Origin of the sequence: Actinoplanes derwentensis (assembly GCF_900104725.1) — a bacterium.
Taxonomy (GTDB): Bacteria; Actinomycetota; Actinomycetes; order Mycobacteriales; family Micromonosporaceae; genus Actinoplanes; species Actinoplanes derwentensis.
In genome coordinates, this window is sequence record NZ_LT629758.1 from 3,066,113 (window position 1) to 3,084,090 (window position 17,978).

Annotated in this window: 1 protein-coding gene (cut by a window edge); it reads right to left on the reverse strand. The window is 69.4% G+C overall.

Going from position 1 to position 17,978, the window contains the following annotated elements; genetic code table 11:
- Positions 1-17,978, reverse strand: the 3' end of a protein-coding gene (locus BLU81_RS50620; protein WP_231954492.1) for a type I polyketide synthase. It continues 24,097 nt past the right edge of the window; only the last 17,978 of its 42,075 coding nucleotides appear in the window; its start codon lies off the right edge, out of view — the gene reads right to left on this strand; its stop codon occupies positions 1-3.

Consider the following 17,978-nt stretch of genomic DNA (forward strand, 5'->3'; position numbering starts at 1 on the left):
TCACAGTCCCAGCTCGTTGTCGATGAAGGCGAACATCTCGTCGTCGCTCGCCTCGTCGAGCTGTTCGGCGACCGTGCCGGTGGCGGGCTGCCAGCCGGCCAGCAGCTGCCGCAACCGCACGGCGATCTGGTCGCGGACCTCCGGGTCGAGGCCGTCGGCGCTCAACGCCGCCTCGAAGCGGTCCAGTTCGGCCAGCGCCGGTCCCGGTTCGGACGTCGTCTCCGTCTTATCCCCCGCTAGTGCCGGGGTCAGCCGCTCGTGCAGGTGTGCCGCCAGGTCGGCCGGGGCCGGATAATCGAAGACCAGCGTCGCCGGCAGTCGCAGCCCCGTGGCGGCGGTGAGGCCGTTACGCAGTTCGACAGCGGTCAGCGAGTCGAAACCCAGGTCCAGGAAGCCCCGGGTGGGTTCGATCGCCTCCGCAGCGGTGTGGCCGAGCACCGCCGCGACCTGGCTGTACACCAGATCCAGCAGCAGACCCGGCCGGTCCGCCGGTGCCGTCGCGGCCAGCCGCCGAACCAGCGAATCCGCCTCGGCCACTGTTGCGGCGGTCCGCTGTCGCACCGGGCCGCTGTGCGGATTCCCCGGGCCGCGATGCGGGTTCCCCGAGTCGCGATGCGGGTTCACCAGGCCGCCTAGAAGGGGCGGGACCTCGCCGGAGGCCCGGAGGGCGGCCAGGTCCAGGCGGATCGGGACGATTTCCGGCTCCGGTACGGACAGTGCCGCGTCGAAGGCCGCCAGCCCCGCCTCGGCGCCGAACGGCAGCACCCCGGCCCGGGCCATCCGCTGCAGGTCGGCCTCGGACAGTTCACCGGCCATGCCGTTCTCCGCCCACGGACCCCAGGCCAGGGCGTGCGCGGGAAGACCGAGTCCGCGGCGGTGCCGGGCTAGGGCGTCGAGGTAGGCGTTCGCCGCCGCGTAGTTGGCCTGCCCCGGCGTGCCGAACAGCGCCGACGCCGACGAGAACAGCACGAATGCCGACAGGTCCCGGTCGCGGGTGAGTTCGTGCAGGTTCCAGGCGCCGTCCACCTTGGGCCGCAGCACCCGGTCGAGCTGTTCCGGGGTCATCGTCTCGGCGATGCCGTCGGCCAGCACTCCAGCGGTGTGCACCACCGCGGTCAGCGGGTGCTCCGCGGGGAGATCGGCGAGTACCGCGGCGAGGGCCGTCCGGTCGGTGACGTCGGCCGCGGCGAACGTGACCCGGGTGCCGGCCGCACGCAGTTCCGCGGCGAGATCCTGCCCACCACCGGAACGGCTGACGAGCAGAAGGTGGCCGACGCCGTGTTCGGCGGCGAGATGCCGGGCGACCTGACCGGCGAGCGCCCCCGAACCACCGGTGACCAGCACGGTCCCGCCACCGAACGCCCCACCGGTGCTGCTCTCGGACCGGCTTCCGGCATTCGCGGTGGTCCGGGCCAGGCGTGGTACGAGCAGTGTGCCCCGGCGAATCGCCGATTGTGGCTCGCCGGTCACCGCCGCGGCTGTCAGGCGTCGCCACGAGGCGGGGTCGTCGTCGAGGTCAGCGAGCACGAACCGGTCCGGGTTCTCCTGCTGAACCGAACGCAGCAGCCCCCAGACGGCCGCTCCGGCAAGGTCCACCGGCTCGGTGCCGGCCATCACCGCGCCCCGAGTCAACACGAGCAACGATGAGCCGGAGACCAGCGCCCGCTGCACCACCGCCAGGATCCGGCGCACCTCGGCACCGACATCGGCCGTCCCACCGGCGAGCACTACGACGACCGGGGTGTCGAAGGCATCGCTGGCGGGAATGCCCGGCAGGTCAGGCAGAGGGTCGCCGAGCACCGACCAACTGCCGGCCGCGACGCCCGAGGCGATGCCGGACGTGGCACCGGATCTGGTGACGACCGGGGCGGGCGCTGGCGTCCACTTCACGGTGAAGAGGTCGTTCACTCCGGGCCGGCTGCTGGGAACCGGCCGCAGCACCAGCGACTCCGCGGTGAGCGCCGCCTCCCCGCTAACGGTGTGGGCCTCCAGTCGCACCGAGTCCCCCGTGAGGTGAAGGCGTACCCGCAGCCGATCGGCGCCGGTGGCGTGCACGGTGACGCCGGACCAACTGAACGGCAACCTCGCCGTCACACCGCCACCGTTTCCACCACGATCCCCGTCAACATTGCGCGCACCGTCAACTGGCAGGCTCAGGGCGTGCAAGGCCGCGTCGATCAGGGCCGGGTGGGCTCCGAAACGTGATGCCGTGCGCTGCTGCTCGTCATCGAGGGCGACCTCGGCGTAAAGATCGTCACCGGACCGCCAGACCGCCCGTAGTGCCTGGAACGCGGGTCCGTAGTCGAGACCCACGTCGCGCAGGTTTCCGTAGCAGTCGTCGAGCGGCACAGCGATCGCCTCGACCGGCGGCCAAGCCCCGGTAGACGACGCGCCCTTCGTGCCGGTGTCCCTGACGGCATCCTCGTCGGCCGCGCCGCCATCGCCAGCGCCCACGACCACGCCGCCGATACCCGCGCTCACTACCGGGCCGGAGGCGATGGCGCTCATGACCGTGCCGGAGGCGTGGTGGCGCCAGTCGTCGTTCTGGCGGGAGTGGATTCGTACCTCGCGGCGGCCCTGTTCGTCGGCGTCGCCGACCTGGACCTGCACCTGCGCCGATCCGCGGTCCGGAACCACCAGCGGTTCGTGCAGTGTCAGCTCCTCGACCGTGTCGCAGCCGGTGTGATGGGCGGCCTGCACCGCCAGTTCGAGCAGTGCCGTGCCGGGCAGCAACGCGGCGCCGTTGACCACATGGTCGCCGAGCCACGGATGGGTGCGCACCGACAGGCGGCCCGTGAGCAGCACTCCCCCGCCGTCGACCAGCGGCACCAACGCGCCGAGCAGCGGGTGCCCGGCGTCGGCCAGTCCGGCGGCGCCCAGGTCACCGGCACCGCGAGTGGGGGTGATCCAGAACCTCTGGTGCTGGAAGGCGTAGGTCGGCAGGTCCGCCGGGGTTACGCCGGGATGCAGTGCTGTCCAGTCAACATTGACGCCGCGTACATACAGGCCTGCCAGTGCAGTCAACGCAGTCGTCAACTCGTCACGATCACGCCGCATCATCGGCACCGCGTCCTCGGCGAGGGCGGTGAGCACCGCGTCCGGGCCGATCTCGACGGTGGCGGTCACGTCCGTCAGTGCGGCGATCGCGTCGGCGAATCGCACCGGCTCGCGTACTTGCCGAACCCAGTATTCCGGATCCGTCCAATCACCGCCGATCTCAACCGTGGACACCACGGCCACCCGCGGCTGACGGAACGTCAGCCCCCGAACCACCGCACGGAACTCATCCAACATCGGATCCATCAGACGTGAATGGAAAGCATGACTCGTCCGCAACCGGCGCGTCCGCCACCCCCGCGACTCAACCAGCACCACATCCGACTCGACACCGGACACCACCACCGACAACGGCCCATTCACCGCCGCGACATCCACATCCGGCAACACCGCCCGAACCTCAACCTCAGAAGCCTGAACCGCCACCATCACCCCACCGCCCGGCAACGCCTGCATCAACCCGGCACGAGCAGTGACCAGCGTCGCCGCATCCTCCAAAGACAACACACCCGCAACATGAGCAGCAGCGATCTCACCGATCGAATGACCCACGACGACATCCGGAACCACACCCCACGACCGCAACAACGCCGCCAGAGCAACCTCCAGAGCAAACAACGCAGGCTGCGCATTGACCGTCTCATCAAGAGCCGACTCGTCAATATCCAGCCGGGCGGCCGCCGCGTCGTAGGCATCCGCATACACAGGGAACGTCTCGTACAGTTCACGGCCCATCCCGGGGCGTTGGGAGCCTTGGCCGGTGAACAGGAAGGCGGTCCGCCCGGTACGCGCGATCCCGCTCAGCACGACAGGCCCGTTCTGCGGCTCGGTCCCATTCCGCAGCGAGGACCCGTTCTGCTGCGCGGCCCCGACGGCGATCATGTCCAGACCTGCCGCCGCCGCACCGGGGTCGGCTGCCAGGACAACCGCACGGTGGGCCAGCGCCGACCGGCGCGCGGCAGCCGCGGCGACAGCCCGCAGCCGGTACGCGTCATCAGCCGGTTGAACGTTCCCGGCCCCGGCAATCCGACCGGTGTCGTCACCAGGACGCTGCAGACCAGCCGGGACACGCAAGCCGTCGCCGCCAACCGGACGCAGACGTCCGGCATCTACGTACGAGTCAATGCCATCGGCCGGAAGCAGGTGACCGGCGTCGGATTGCGGGTCGGCGACGGCACCCGGGCGCAGACGGCCGGCCTGGGCGTGCAGGGCTGTTGCGGTGTGTCCGCTGACCGGTACCGGGACCAGCGGCAACGGCACGACCAGCGGAGTCGCCCGGATCGGTGGGGCCGGTGGCGCCTCCTCGAGGATCACGTGGGCGTTGGTACCGGACACACCGAACGCCGACACACCCGCACGACGAGGCCGACCACCAGCCGACCACGGCCGAGACGACGTCAACAACTCAACATCACCAGCCGCCCAATCAACATGAGACGACGCCTGCCCAGCATGCAACGTTGCTGGCAGGATTGAGTGGCGCATCGCCAGGATCATCTTCGCGATACCCGCAACACCAGCCGCAGCCTGCGTATGACCGATGTTCGACTTGACCGAACCCAACCACAACGGACCGTCAACACGATCCTGTCCATACGTCGCCAACAACGCCTGCGCCTCAATCGGATCACCCAACGTGGTACCGGTGCCATGCGCCTCGACCACATCCACGTCAGCGGGCGTGAGACCAGCGTTCGCCAGAGCGGCCCGGATCACCCGCTGCTGGGCAGGACCGTTCGGAGCCGTCAACCCATTGGAAGCACCGTCCTGGTTGACCGCTGTCCCACGTACCACAGCAAGGATCTTTCGCCCTGCCGCCCTTGCCGACGACAGACGCTCCACCAGCAGCATGCCGGCGCCCTCGGACCAGCCCGTGCCGTCCGCGCTCTCGCTGAACGACTTGCAGCGGCCGTCGGCGGATAGTCCCCGCTGGCGGGAGAACTCGACGAACACGTCCGCGTTCGGCATCACCGTCACGCCGCCGACCAGCGCCATCGTGCACTCGCCGGACCGCAGCGCCTGGGCCGCCAGATGCAGCGCCACCAGGGACGACGAGCAGGCGGTATCAACCGTGACCGCCGGGCCCTCAAGACCGAACGTGTACGAGATCCGGCCGGACATCACCGACGACGCCGTACCGGTCAACATGTGGCCTTCCAGTCCGTCGGCCGCCTCGCCCGGCCCGCCGCCGTAACCCATGAACGACGCGCCGACGAACACGCCGGTCTGCTGTCCACGCATCCGCAGCGGATCGACGGCCGCGGATTCGAAAGCCTCCCACGACGTCTCCAGGAGCAGCCGCTGCTGCGGGTCCATCGCGGTCGCCTCGCGGGGCGAGATGCCGAACAGTCCAGCGTCGAACTCGGCGGCGCCGTCCAGGAAACCGCCGTTGCGGGTGTAAGAGGTACCGGGGTGCTCCGGGTCCGGGTGGTAGAGGGAGTCCAGGTCCCAGCCCCGGTCGGTGGGGAACTCCCCGATGCCGTCCCGGCCGGAGGCGACCAGGTCCCAGTAGTCCTGCGGGCTGCGGACACCGCCGGGCAGTCGCAGTCCCATGCCGACGATGACGAGCGGATCGTCGCTGGTCACCGCGGTCGGCACCGGCACGGTCGGCGGGGCGTCAACATTGACGACAAGATTGATTACGTACGACGAAAGCCGCTCGGCGTCCGGATGGTCGAACGCCAGTGTCGACGGCAGTGCCAAACCGGTCGACGATCGCAGCCGGTTGCGCAGCTCGACCGCGGTCAGCGAATCGAAGCCCAGCTCCTTGAACGCCCGGTCCGGTGCCACCGCCACGGCCGACGTGTGCCCCAGCACCGCCGCGACCTCGGTACGGACCAGTTCCAGCACGTACCGCCGCCGGTCCGCCGGAGTCAGCGACGCCAGCCGGGCGGCCAGGCCGGAGTCCGCTTCCGGTGCGACGGTCAGGGCCGCGGCCTCGGGCAGCCGGTCGAAGAACGGCCGGGCCCGGCTCGCGGTGAACAGCGGCAGGAAGTCGGCCCACCGCACGTCGGCGACCGTGACCGCTTCGTCGCCGGAACCGACAGCCCGGCCGAGAGCGGCGAGCGCCCGTGCCGGAGCCATCGGAGTCAGGCCACGACGGCGTAACTGAGCAGCCGTTTCGTCACTGGCCGCCATACCGGCCTCAGCCCAGGGACCCCACGAGACGGCGGTGCCGGGCAGTCCGGCGGCCCGGCGGCGGGCGATCAGCGCGTCGAGGGCGGCGTTGGCGGCACCGTAGGCGGCCTGCTGCGCGCTACCCCAGACACCGGAGATGGACGAGAACACAATGAATGCGTCAACATCGCCGATCAACTCGTCAAGATGGATCGCGCCGTCAACCTTGCCACGGACCACCCGGTCAAGATGTTCGGCATCAATGTCGACGAGAGCCACGTCCTCACTGACCCCCGCCGCGTGCACGACCGCGTCGACCGGCCCGACCGCCGCGAGCAGCGCCGCCACGGCTTCCCGGTCGGCCAGATCGCAGGAGTGCGCCTCGGCGCCGGGCAGAGCGGCCAGCAACTCGCCGGCTCCGGGCGCCGCGGCACCGCGACGGGAGACGAGAACCAGCCGGTCAGCGCCATTGTCCGCGGCCCAGCGAGCCACCGCGGCGCCCAGGCCACCGGTACCCCCGGCGATCAGCACGGTTCCACGCGGCTGCCACACCGCGGCACCGGCGGCGGCGCCGGACGGGTGACCTCGATCTGCGGCGGGCGCGTGATGCAGCCGGCGGACGAAGACCCCGTTGCCGCGTACGGCGATCTGGTCCTCGGCCCCGAACACACCGGCCAGCGCGGCCACGACTCGGGCGGCACCCCGCCGGCCGAGGTCCGCGGGCAGGTCCAGCAGGCCACCCCACAAATCCGGATGTTCCAGCGCAACAGCACGACCGAATCCCCAGAACAAGGCCTGCCGTACGTCCACAGGTCCGTCCGCTCGCCCAGCGCTGACCGCGTTCCGGGTGACCAACCAGAGCCGTGCACCGCTCAGCCCGGCACCGCTCAGCCCGGCACCGCTCAGCCCGGCACCGCTCAGCCCGGCACCGCTCGCGTCCGCGGCTGTCGCCGGGACGGACGCTGTGGCGTCGGTCAGAGCTTGGACGATGGCCAGGGCTTCCGGCAGTGAATCGGGGGCCGCGAGGATTCCCGTGGGCGCACTGTCGCGGAGGACGACGGCCAGCTCGGCCCGGGAACCTACGGGCACCGCGACCACCGTTACACCGAGTTGCTCCAGATGTGCGGTGAGCGGGGTGTCGCCGAGGACCAGCCAGGTTCCCGTGAGCGGGCTGCTCCCGGTAGACGGCTGGGCTCCCGTGAACGGGCTGCTCCCGGTAGGGGGCTGGGCCCCGGTGAGCTGGGTGCCACCGGCTAGCGGCTGGTTTCCGACAAGTGGGGAACCGGCCAACGGCCGGGTTCCGGTGAACGTGGAGTCGTCGACCGGCGGCCGGGTAGCGGTGAATGCGGTGATGGGGGCCTCGATGGGCTCCCAGGTGACGCGGTAGCGCAAGGCGTCCAGGGCGGACTGTTCGCGGCCCTGCGCCCGCCAGCCGGTGAGGGCGGGAAGCACTTCGGCGAGGCTGTTCTCGGCAACACCGAGCTGGGTGGCCAGGCCAGGCAGGTCGCCCTTGTCGACACGCTGCCAGAAGCCGTCCTCCACCGGGTCGGCCGCCGGGGGCCGGAACTCCAGCCAGTAACGCTCACGCTGGAACGCATAGGTGGGCAGGTCGGCGGGTTGCACCCCGGCGAACAGCGACGTCCAGTCCACATCCGCACCGCGAACATGCAGCGTGGCCAGGGCAGTCAGTGCGGTGGTGACCTCGTCGCGGTCCCGGCGCAGCAACGGAACAGCGGTGCCGGAGGCACCGCTCAAGGCTGTGGTACTGGTGGCACCGCCCGGAACCGCGGTCTCCACCAGTGCGGACAGCACACCGTCCGGGCCCAGTTCCACAAACGTCGTCACGTCATCAAGGGCAGCGATCGCGTCGGCGAACCGCACCGGCTCCCGCACCTGACGAACCCAATACTCCGGATCCGTCCAGTCACCAACACGATCAACAGTTGACACCACAGCCACCCGCGGCGAATGGAAGGTCAACCCATACACAACAGCACGGAACTCATCCAACATCGGATCCATCAACCGCGAATGGAACGCATGACTCGTCCGCAAACGCGTCGCCTTCCACGACTGGTTCTCGACAGGAGCAACATCCACCTCAGTGCCGGACACCACCACAGCACGCGGCCCGTTGACCGCCGCGATGTCCACATCCGGGAACACCGCCCGAACCTCAGTCTCAGAAGCCTGAACCGCCACCATAATCCCGCCAGGGGGCAACGCCTGCATCAAGCCGGCACGGGCCGTGACCAACCTCGCGGCGTCCTCCAGGGAGAACACACCCGCGACATGAGCAGCGGCGATCTCACCGATCGAATGACCCACGACGACATCCGGAACCACACCCCACGACCGCAACAACGCCGCGAGAGCCACCTCCAGAGCAAACAGCGCAGGCTGAGCATTGACCGTCTCATCAAGAGCCGACTCATCAATATCAAGATGAAGCACGACCTCGTCATACGCATCAGCGAAAACCGGGAAGGCTTCGTAAAGCCCACGCCCCATCCCGCGGCGCTGCGCACCCTGCCCGGTGAACAGGAAACCCAGACGACCGGTCGACGCCACACCGCGGATCGTCGCCGAACCTAGGACCACCGCACGATGCGGAAGCCCAGCCCGGTGCACCGACGCCGCACCCACCGCCAGCAGGTCAATCCCGAGGGGAAGACGCGATTCCTGCGCCTCCAGGGCCGACGCCGTCTGCCCCGACACCAGAACCGGCACCACCGGCAGGTCCAGAACCGGAGACGACTCCACCGCAACGGCCGGCGGCTCCTCCAGAATGACGTGCGCGTTGGTGCCGGACACGCCGAACGCCGACACACCCGCACGACGGGGGCGCTCACTGGCCGACCATAGCTGGGAGGACGTCAACAGCTCGACATCGCCAGCCGTCCAGTCAACATGTGTGGACGCCTGCTCCGCGTGCAACGTTGCTGGCAGGAGTGAGTGGCGCATCGCCAGGATCATCTTGGCGATACCCGCGACACCTGCCGCGGCCTGCGTGTGGCCGATGTTCGACTTGACTGAACCCAACCACAACGGACCGTCAATACGATCCTGTCCATATGTCGCGAGCAGCGCCTGGGCCTCGATCGGGTCGCCCAGTGTGGTGCCGGTGCCGTGTGCTTCGACCGCGTCCACGTCGGCGGGTGTGAGACCTGCGTTCGCCAGGGCGGCCCGGATCACCCGCTGCTGGGCAGGACCGTTCGGAGCCGTCAACCCGTTGGAAGCACCGTCCTGATTGACCGCTGTACCACGTACCACAGCAAGGATCTTTCGCCCTGCCGCCCTTGCCGACGACAAACGCTCCACCAGCAACATCCCAGCGCCCTCGGACCAACCCGTGCCGTCCGCGCCCGCACCGAACGAGCGGCAGCGGCCGTCGGCGGACAGACCACGCTGGCGGGAGAACTCGACGAAGATGTCCGGTGTGGGCATCACCGTCACGCCACCCACCAGTGCCATCTCGCATTCGCCGGAGCGCAGCGCCTGTGCTGCCAGGTGCAGGGCTACCAGCGAGGACGAGCACGCCGTGTCGACGGTGACCGCGGGGCCTTCGAGGCCGAAGGTGTACGAGATCCTGCCGGAGATGACCGACGACGCCGTGCCGGTCAGCAGGTGACCCTCCAGGCCTTCGGCGGGTTCCGCGGAACCGGTTCCGTAGCCCATGAACGCCGCTCCGACGAACACGCCGATCTGGCGTCCGGCCAGGCCACGCGGGTTGACGCCGCCGCGTTCGAACGCCTCCCACGACGTCTCCAGCAGCAGCCGCTGCTGCGGGTCCATCGCGGTGGCCTCGCGCGGGGAGATCCCGAACAGGCCAGCGTCGAAGTGGCCGGCGTGCTGGAGGAATCCGGCTTCCCGGGCGTAGAAGGTGCCCGGGTGATCCGGGTCCGGGTGGTACAGGCGGTCCAGATCCCAGCCGCGGTCGGTGGGGAAGGCCCCGATTCCGTCGCCGCCGGTGGACAGCAGATCCCAGTAGGCCTCCGGTGTCTCCACGCCGCCGGGCAGCCGCAAGCCCATGCCGACGATGACGATCGGATCGTCGGTCACCGGCCCGCGGATCTCGGCGGCCGGCACGCCACCGGCTCTGGCGACCGATGCATCGACGGCACCAGTGGTCAATGCGTCAGCGGTCAAGACGCTGGCCGAGGCGTTGGCAGTCAACACGTCGGCAGTCGAGGCGGCTGCAGTCGAGGCGCTGGCGGCGATCGAGTCCAGGATGAAAGTGGCCAGGCGTTCCGCGGTCGGGTGGTCGAACGCCAGCGTCGCCGGCAGCAGCAGGCCGGTGGCCTCCCGTAGCCGGTTTCGCAGTTCCACCGCGGTCAGCGAGTCAAAACCCAGGTCCTTGAAGACCCGGTCCGGCGCGACGGTCGCGGTGGTCGGGTGGCCCAGGACTGCGGCGATTTCGGTACGAACCAAATCCAGCACCTGCCGCCGCCGGCCCGCCGGGGTGAGCGTGGCCAGCCGTGCGGTCAGGCCGGAGTCCGGTTCCGGGACAGTTGTGGACGCCGCCTCGGGCAGCGACGCGAACAGCGGACGGGCCCGGCCGGCGGTGAACAGGGGCAGGAAGTCGGCCCACCGCACGTCGGCGACGGTCACCTGTTCCTCGCTGGCGCCGACCGCCGCGGCCAGCACAGACAGCGCGCGGTCCGGGTCGAGCGGGATGATGCCGAGGCGCCGGAGCTGACCGGCCGTCTCGATGTTGGCCGCCATGCCGACCCGGGCCCAGGGACCCCACGCGACCGCGGTACCGGGCTTTCCGGCGGCCCGGCGGCGAGTGATCAGCGCGTCCAGGGCGGCGTTCGCCGCACCGTACGCCGCCTGACGAGTGCTGCCCCAGATACCGGAGATGGACGAGAACACGATGAACGCGTCAACATCACCGATCAACTCGTCAAGATGGATCGCGCCGTCAACCTTGCCACGGACCACCCGGTCAACATGTGCGGCGTCGACATCGACCAGGTCCACCTCCTCGCTGACACCGGCCGCGTGCACGACCGCGTCGACCGGCCCGACGGCCGCGAGCAGGGACTGCACGGCCGCGCGGTCGCCCAGGTCACAGGCGTAGGACTCGGCGATGGGTAGATCCGGCAGATCCGTTCCCCGGCGGGACACCAGGATCAGCCGGTCGGCGCCGTTCTCCGCGGCCCAGCGAGCCACTGCGGCGCCCAGGCCACCGGTGCCACCGGCGATCAGGACCGTGCCACGCGGGCGCCACGTACCGGACCGGGGTGCCGGAGCGGGCAGGAGGCGACGGACGAAGACCTTGCTGCCGCGGACGGCGATCTGGTCCTCGGTGGGGAAAGCCCCTGCCAGGACGGCGGCGACCCGGGCGGCCGAACGCCGGTCCGGTTCGGTCGGCAGGTCGAGCAGGCCACCCCAGATCTGCGGGTGTTCCAACGCCACCGAGCGGCCGAATCCCCAGACCTGCGCCTGTGCCGGGTTGACGTGAGCGTCCGCCCGGCCGACCGACACCGCGCCGTGCGTGACCAGCCAGAGGGGCACGGTCCGGCCCGTGCCGAGGAGTCCCTGCACCACGGCGAGCGAACCGGCCAGCGAACCGGCGAAGCACAGCACTCCGGCGATCGGGCCGTCGATGGCGTTCAACAGGTCGGCGATTGAGGTGTGCACGGCGCTCGGCGGCTCGGCGAGCGCACCGTCTACGGGGCTTAGCAGCTCGGCGAGCGGGCCATCGATGGGGCCTAGCGGGTCGACGGTCGGATCGGCGGTCGGATCGGCTGCGGCGCCCAGCGGCTCGGTCGCGGGCATCGTCACGATGTTGGCGCCCAGGTGGGTCAGGGTCTCGGTCAAACCGGTGGAATCGGTGCCGAGCAGTACCCATGTGCCGGTCAGCGGGATCGGCGTGGGTGACGGGGCCGCCTGCCAGGTGATGCGATAGCGCCAGTTGTCGGTGCGGTTCCGTTCCCGGCCGCGGGCCCGCCATGAGCTGAGGGCGGGCAGGACGCTCTCCAGTGAGGAGCCGGGGTCGACACCCAGTTCCGCGGCGAACATGCCCAGGTCACCCCGGTCGACGGTGTCCCAGAGTCCCGCCTCGGCCGGGTCGGAGGCGACAGCTGCGGCGCATAGCCAGTAGCGCTCACGCTGGAACGCATACGTCGGCAGTGGCTCCGCCCGCACCCCGGCGAACAGTGGCGCCCAATCGACCTCGACACCGCGAACATGCAGCGTGGCCAGAGCGGTCAGTGCGGTGGTGACCTCGTCGCGATCCCGGCGCAGCAGCGGAACCGCAGTGCTGTGGGCACTGCTCAAGGCCGCGGCGCTGGCGGAGTCACCCGGAACTGCGGTCTCCACCAAGGCCGACAGCACACCGTCCGGGCCCAGCTCAACAAACGTCGTCACGTCATCAAGAGCAGCGATCGCGTCAGCGAACCGCACCGGCTCGCGCACCTGACGAACCCAATACTCCGGATCCGTCCAGTCACCAACACGATCAACAGTTGACACCACAGCCACCCGCGGCGAATGAAACGTCAACCCCCGCACCACTGCACGGAACTCATCCAACATCGGATCCATCAACCGCGAATGGAACGCATGACTCGTCCGCAAACGCGTCGCCTTCCAACCCGGCATATCCGGAATATCCGAACCAGACACCACCACCGACCGCGGACCATTCACCGCCGCGATATCCACATCCGGAAACGCCGCCCGCACCTCAGCCTCAGACGCCTGCACCGCCACCATCACCCCACCAGCGGGCAACGCCTGCATCAAACGCGCACGAGCAGAAACCAGAACAGCCGCGTCCTCCAGAGACAACACACCAGCGACGTGAGCAGCAGCAATCTCACCGATCGAATGACCCACCACAACATCCGGAACCACACCCCACGACCGCAACAACGCCGCCAGAGCCACCTCCAGAGCAAACAACGCAGGCTGCGCATTGACCGTCTCATCAAGAGCCGACTCATCAATATCAAGATGAAGCGCAACTTCGTCGTAGACGTCGGCGTAGACCGGGAACACCTCGTAAAGCCCACGCCCCATACCAGGACGCTGCGAACCCTGACCCGTGAACAAAAACCCCAGACGCCCACTCGACGCCACACCACGAACCGTCGCCGAACCCAGAACCACCGCACGATGCGACAGAACAGCACGCCGCACCGACGCCGCACCCACCGCAAGCAGATCCATGTCGCGAGGAAGACGCGACACCTGCGCCTCCAACGCCGCAGCCGTCTGCCCCGACACCAGAACCGGCACCACCGGCAGGTCCAGAACCGGAGACGACTCGACCGCAACGGCCGGCGGCTCCTCCAGAATGACGTGCGCGTTGGTGCCGGACACGCCGAACGCCGACACACCCGCACGACGAGGCCGACCACCAGCCGACCACGGCCGAGACGACGTCAACAACTCAACATCACCAGCCGCCCAATCAACATGAGACGACGCCTGCCCAGCATGCAACGTTGCTGGCAGGATTGAGTGGCGCATCGCCAGGATCATCTTCGCGATACCCGCAACACCAGCCGCAGCCTGCGTATGACCGATGTTCGACTTGACCGAACCCAACCACAACGGACCGTCAACACGATCCTGTCCATACGTCGCCAACAACGCCTGCGCCTCAATCGGATCACCCAACGTGGTACCGGTGCCATGCGCCTCGACCACATCCACGTCAGCGGGCGTGAGACCAGCGTTCGCCAGGGCGGTCCGGATCACCCGCTGCTGGGCAGGACCGTTCGGAGCCGTCAACCCATTGGAAGCACCGTCCTGGTTGACCGCTGTCCCACGTACCACAGCAAGGATCTGATGTCCGGCGGAACGGGCCGACGACAGCCGCTCCACCAGCAGCATCCCCGCGCCCTCGGACCAACCCGTGCCGTCGGCGTCGTCGCTGAACGACTTGCACCGGCCGTCCGGGGCGAGACCGCGCTGCCGGGAGAACTCCACGAAGACGTCGGCGGTGGGCATCACCGTCACGCCGCCGACCAGCGCCATCGAGCATTCCCCCGACCGCAGCGCCTGCCCGGCGAGGTGCAGCGCGACCAGCGACGATGAACACGCTGTGTCAACCGTGACGGCCGGGCCCTCGAGACCGTACGTGTAGGAGACGCGCCCCGAGATGACCGACGAGGCGGTGCCGGTCAGCAGGTGTCCCTCGGTGCCTTCGGCGGATTCGAGTGGTCCGCTGCCGTATCCCATGTAGGTCGCGCCGACGAACACGCCGACCGGCTCGCCGCGGAGTCCGAGCGGGTTCACCCCGGCCGATTCGAACGCCTCCCAGCTCGTCTCCAGCAACAGCCGCTGCTGCGGGTCCATGGCTAGCGCCTCACGCGGCGAGATCCCGAACAGTCCGGCGTCGAAGTCACCGGCGTCGTGCAGGAAGCCGCCCTCACGCGCGTAGAACGTGCCCGGATGATCCGGGTCGGGGTGGTAGAGCCGGTCCAGGTCCCAGCCCCGGTCGGCCGGGAACTCACCGATCGCGTCGCCGCCCGCCACGACCAGGTCCCACAGTCCCTGCGGGGTGTCGGCGCCGCCGGGCAGTCGCAGTCCCATGCCGACGATGACGAGCGGATCGTCGCTGGTCACCGCGGTCGGCACCGGCACGGTCGGCGGGGCGTCAACATTGACGACAAGATTGATTACGTACGACGAAAGCCGCTCGGCGTCCGGGTGATCGAACGCCAGCGTCGCGGGCATGTCGAGTCCCGTGACTGCCCGGATCCGGTTACGCAACTCGACCGCGGTCAGCGAATCGAAGCCCAGCTCCTTGAACGCCCGGTCCGGTGCCACCGCCACGGCCGACGTGTGCCCCAGCACCGCCGCGACCTCGGTACGGACCAGTTCCAGCACGTACCGCCGCCGGTCCGCCGGAGTCAGCGACGCCAGCCGGGCGGCCAGGGCCGATCCACCGGCGGGCGCCGGAATCGGGACCACTCCCGCCTCGGGCAGATCACTCAACAGTGGCCGTGGCCGGGCCGCCGTGAACAGTGGCAGGAACTCGTTCCACCGCACGTCAGCGATGGTCACCAGTCCGTCACCACCACCCGGCCCCTTGTCGGCGCCGACGGCGAGAGCCAGTGCGGTGATCGCGGTCGCCGGGTCGAGGGCGACGAGCCCCTGACGGCGCAGCGCGGTGGCGGCTTCCGGATCGGCGGCCATGCCCACCCGGGCCCACGGACCCCACGCGATCGAGATTCCGGGCCGTCCAGCGGCGCGGCGGCGCCGGACGAGCGCGTCCAGGGCGGCGTTCGCGGCCCCGTAGGCCGCCTGGCGACCACTCCCCCAGACAGCCGAGATCGAGGAGAAGACGATGAACGCGTCAACATCCCCGATCAACTCGTCAAGATGGATCGCGCCGTCAACCTTGCCACGGACCACCCGGTCAAGATGTTCGGCGTCAATGTCGACGAGAGCCATGTCCTCGCTGACCCCGGCGGCGTGCACGACCGCGTCGACCGGCCCGACCGCCGCGAGCAGCGCCGCGACCTCGGAACGGTCCGCGAGGTCACAGGCATGCACCTCGGCGGTGGGCAGTTCGGCGAGCAGTTCGGCGACGCCGGGCGCGCCGGCACCGCGACGGGAGACCAGTACCAGCCGTTGCGCACCGTGCGCGGCAGCCCAGCGGGCCACCTCGGCACCCAGCCCACCGGTGCCACCGGTGATGAGCACCGTGCCAGCCGGCTGCCACGCGACGCCGGCTCCGGCCGGCACGTGCGACGGCGCCGGCGCGTGCACCAGCCGCCGAACGAGAACACCGGCCGGCCGAAGCGCGATCTGGTCCTCGTCCCCCAGCTCACCCCCGAGAACGGCGGCAAGCCGACCCGCAGCACGAGCATCAAGCCCGGCAGGTCCGCGCACGGCACGCGCGTCAAGAACGCCAGACCGCCCCTCGGCGTGAGCGCCAAGCCCATCGGACGTGCTCTCGGGGCGGCCATCAAGCTCACCCAGCCGCCCCTCGGCGGGAGCTTCGAGCTCACCGGGGCGGGCTGTGGCGGTGCCTTCGGGGGCGGTTGTGGGCTGGGGGACGGCGGTGGTGGGGAGGTCCAGCAGGCCGCCTCGGCGGTCGGGGTGTTCCAAGGCCAGGACCCGGCCCAGGCCCCAGACGGTGGCGGCCTCCGGGTCGGCGGTGTCGGAGCGGCCGGTGGCGATCGCTCCACGGGTCACCAGCCACAGAGGAGCAGGGGTACCGAGAGCAATCACGGTCTGGACCAGGGGCAGAGCATCCGTCGCGGAGACCGGCATCGCCAGGATCCCGGCGATCTCCCGGCCGACTGTCTGTGCCGTGATGTCGTGGACGGGGACGTTCACGACATCGGCACCGAGGCCGGCCAGGACCTCGGTGAGAGCGAAGCGGTCGGGGTCGGCGATGATCCAGGTGCCGGTGAGGGCCTTGCCGACGGGAACGTTGGCAGTGGGAGTGGTGACGCTGGCGGCAGCGGCGCCGGCGGCGGGGACAGCAGCAGCGGCAGCGGCAGCGACGTTGGCGGGCTTCCAGGTGATTCGGTAGCGCCAGCCGTCGATCAGCGATTGGTCCCGGCCTCGGTCGCGCCATGCGGCGAGGGCTGGGAGGAGGTCGGCGAGGGTGTTGGCTGGCACACCGAGGCGGTCCGCGAGTGTGGCCGCGTCGCCGTTCTCGACTGCGCTCCAGAAGCCGTCGTCGTCGTGGGGCGCGGTACCGGCGGTCACAGTGGGCCAGTAACGCTCCCGTTGGAAAGCGTAGGTGGGCAGGTCAGCGGGCTTGACCCCAGCGAACAGCGGCTTCCAGTCAACCTCGGCACCGCGAACATGCAGCGTGGCCAGAGCGGTCAGTGCGGTGGTGACCTCGTCGCGATCCCGGCGCAGCAACGGAACCGCAGTGCTGTGGGCACTGCTCAAGGCCGCGGCACTGGCGGAGTCACCCGGAACTGCGGTCTCCACCAAGGCCGACAGCACACCGTCCGGGCCCAGCTCAACAAACGTCGTCACGTCATCAAGAGCAGCGATCGCGTCAGCGAACCGCACCGGCTCGCGCACCTGACGAACCCAATACTCCGGATCCGTCCAGTCACCAACACGATCAACAGTTGACACCACAGCCACCCGCGGCGAATGAAACGTCAACCCCCGCACCACTGCACGGAACTCATCCAACATCGGATCCATCAACCGCGAATGGAACGCATGACTCGTCCGCAAACGCGTCGCCTTCCAACCCGGCATATCCGGAATATCCGAACCAGACACCACCACCGACCGCGGACCATTCACCGCCGCGATATCCACATCCGGAAACGCCGCCCGCACCTCAGCCTCAGACGCCTGCACCGCCACCATCACCCCACCAGCGGGCAACGCCTGCATCAAACGCGCACGAGCAGAAACCAGAACAGCCGCGTCCTCCAGAGACAACACACCAGCGACGTGAGCAGCAGCAATCTCACCGATCGAATGACCCACCACAACATCCGGAACCACACCCCACGACCGCAACAACGCCGCCAGAGCCACCTCCAGAGCAAACAACGCAGGCTGCGCATTGACCGTCTCATCAAGAGCCGACTCATCAATATCAAGATGAAGCGCAACTTCGTCGTAGACGTCGGCGTAGACCGGGAACACCTCGTAAAGCCCACGCCCCATACCAGGACGCTGCGAACCCTGACCCGTGAACAAAAACCCCAGACGCCCACTCGACACCACACCACGAACCGTCGCCGAACCCAGAACCACCGCACGATGCGGAAGCCCAGCACGCCGCACCGACGCCGCACCCACCGCCAGCAGGTCAATCCCGAGGGGAAGACGCGACTCCTGCGCCTCCAGAGCCG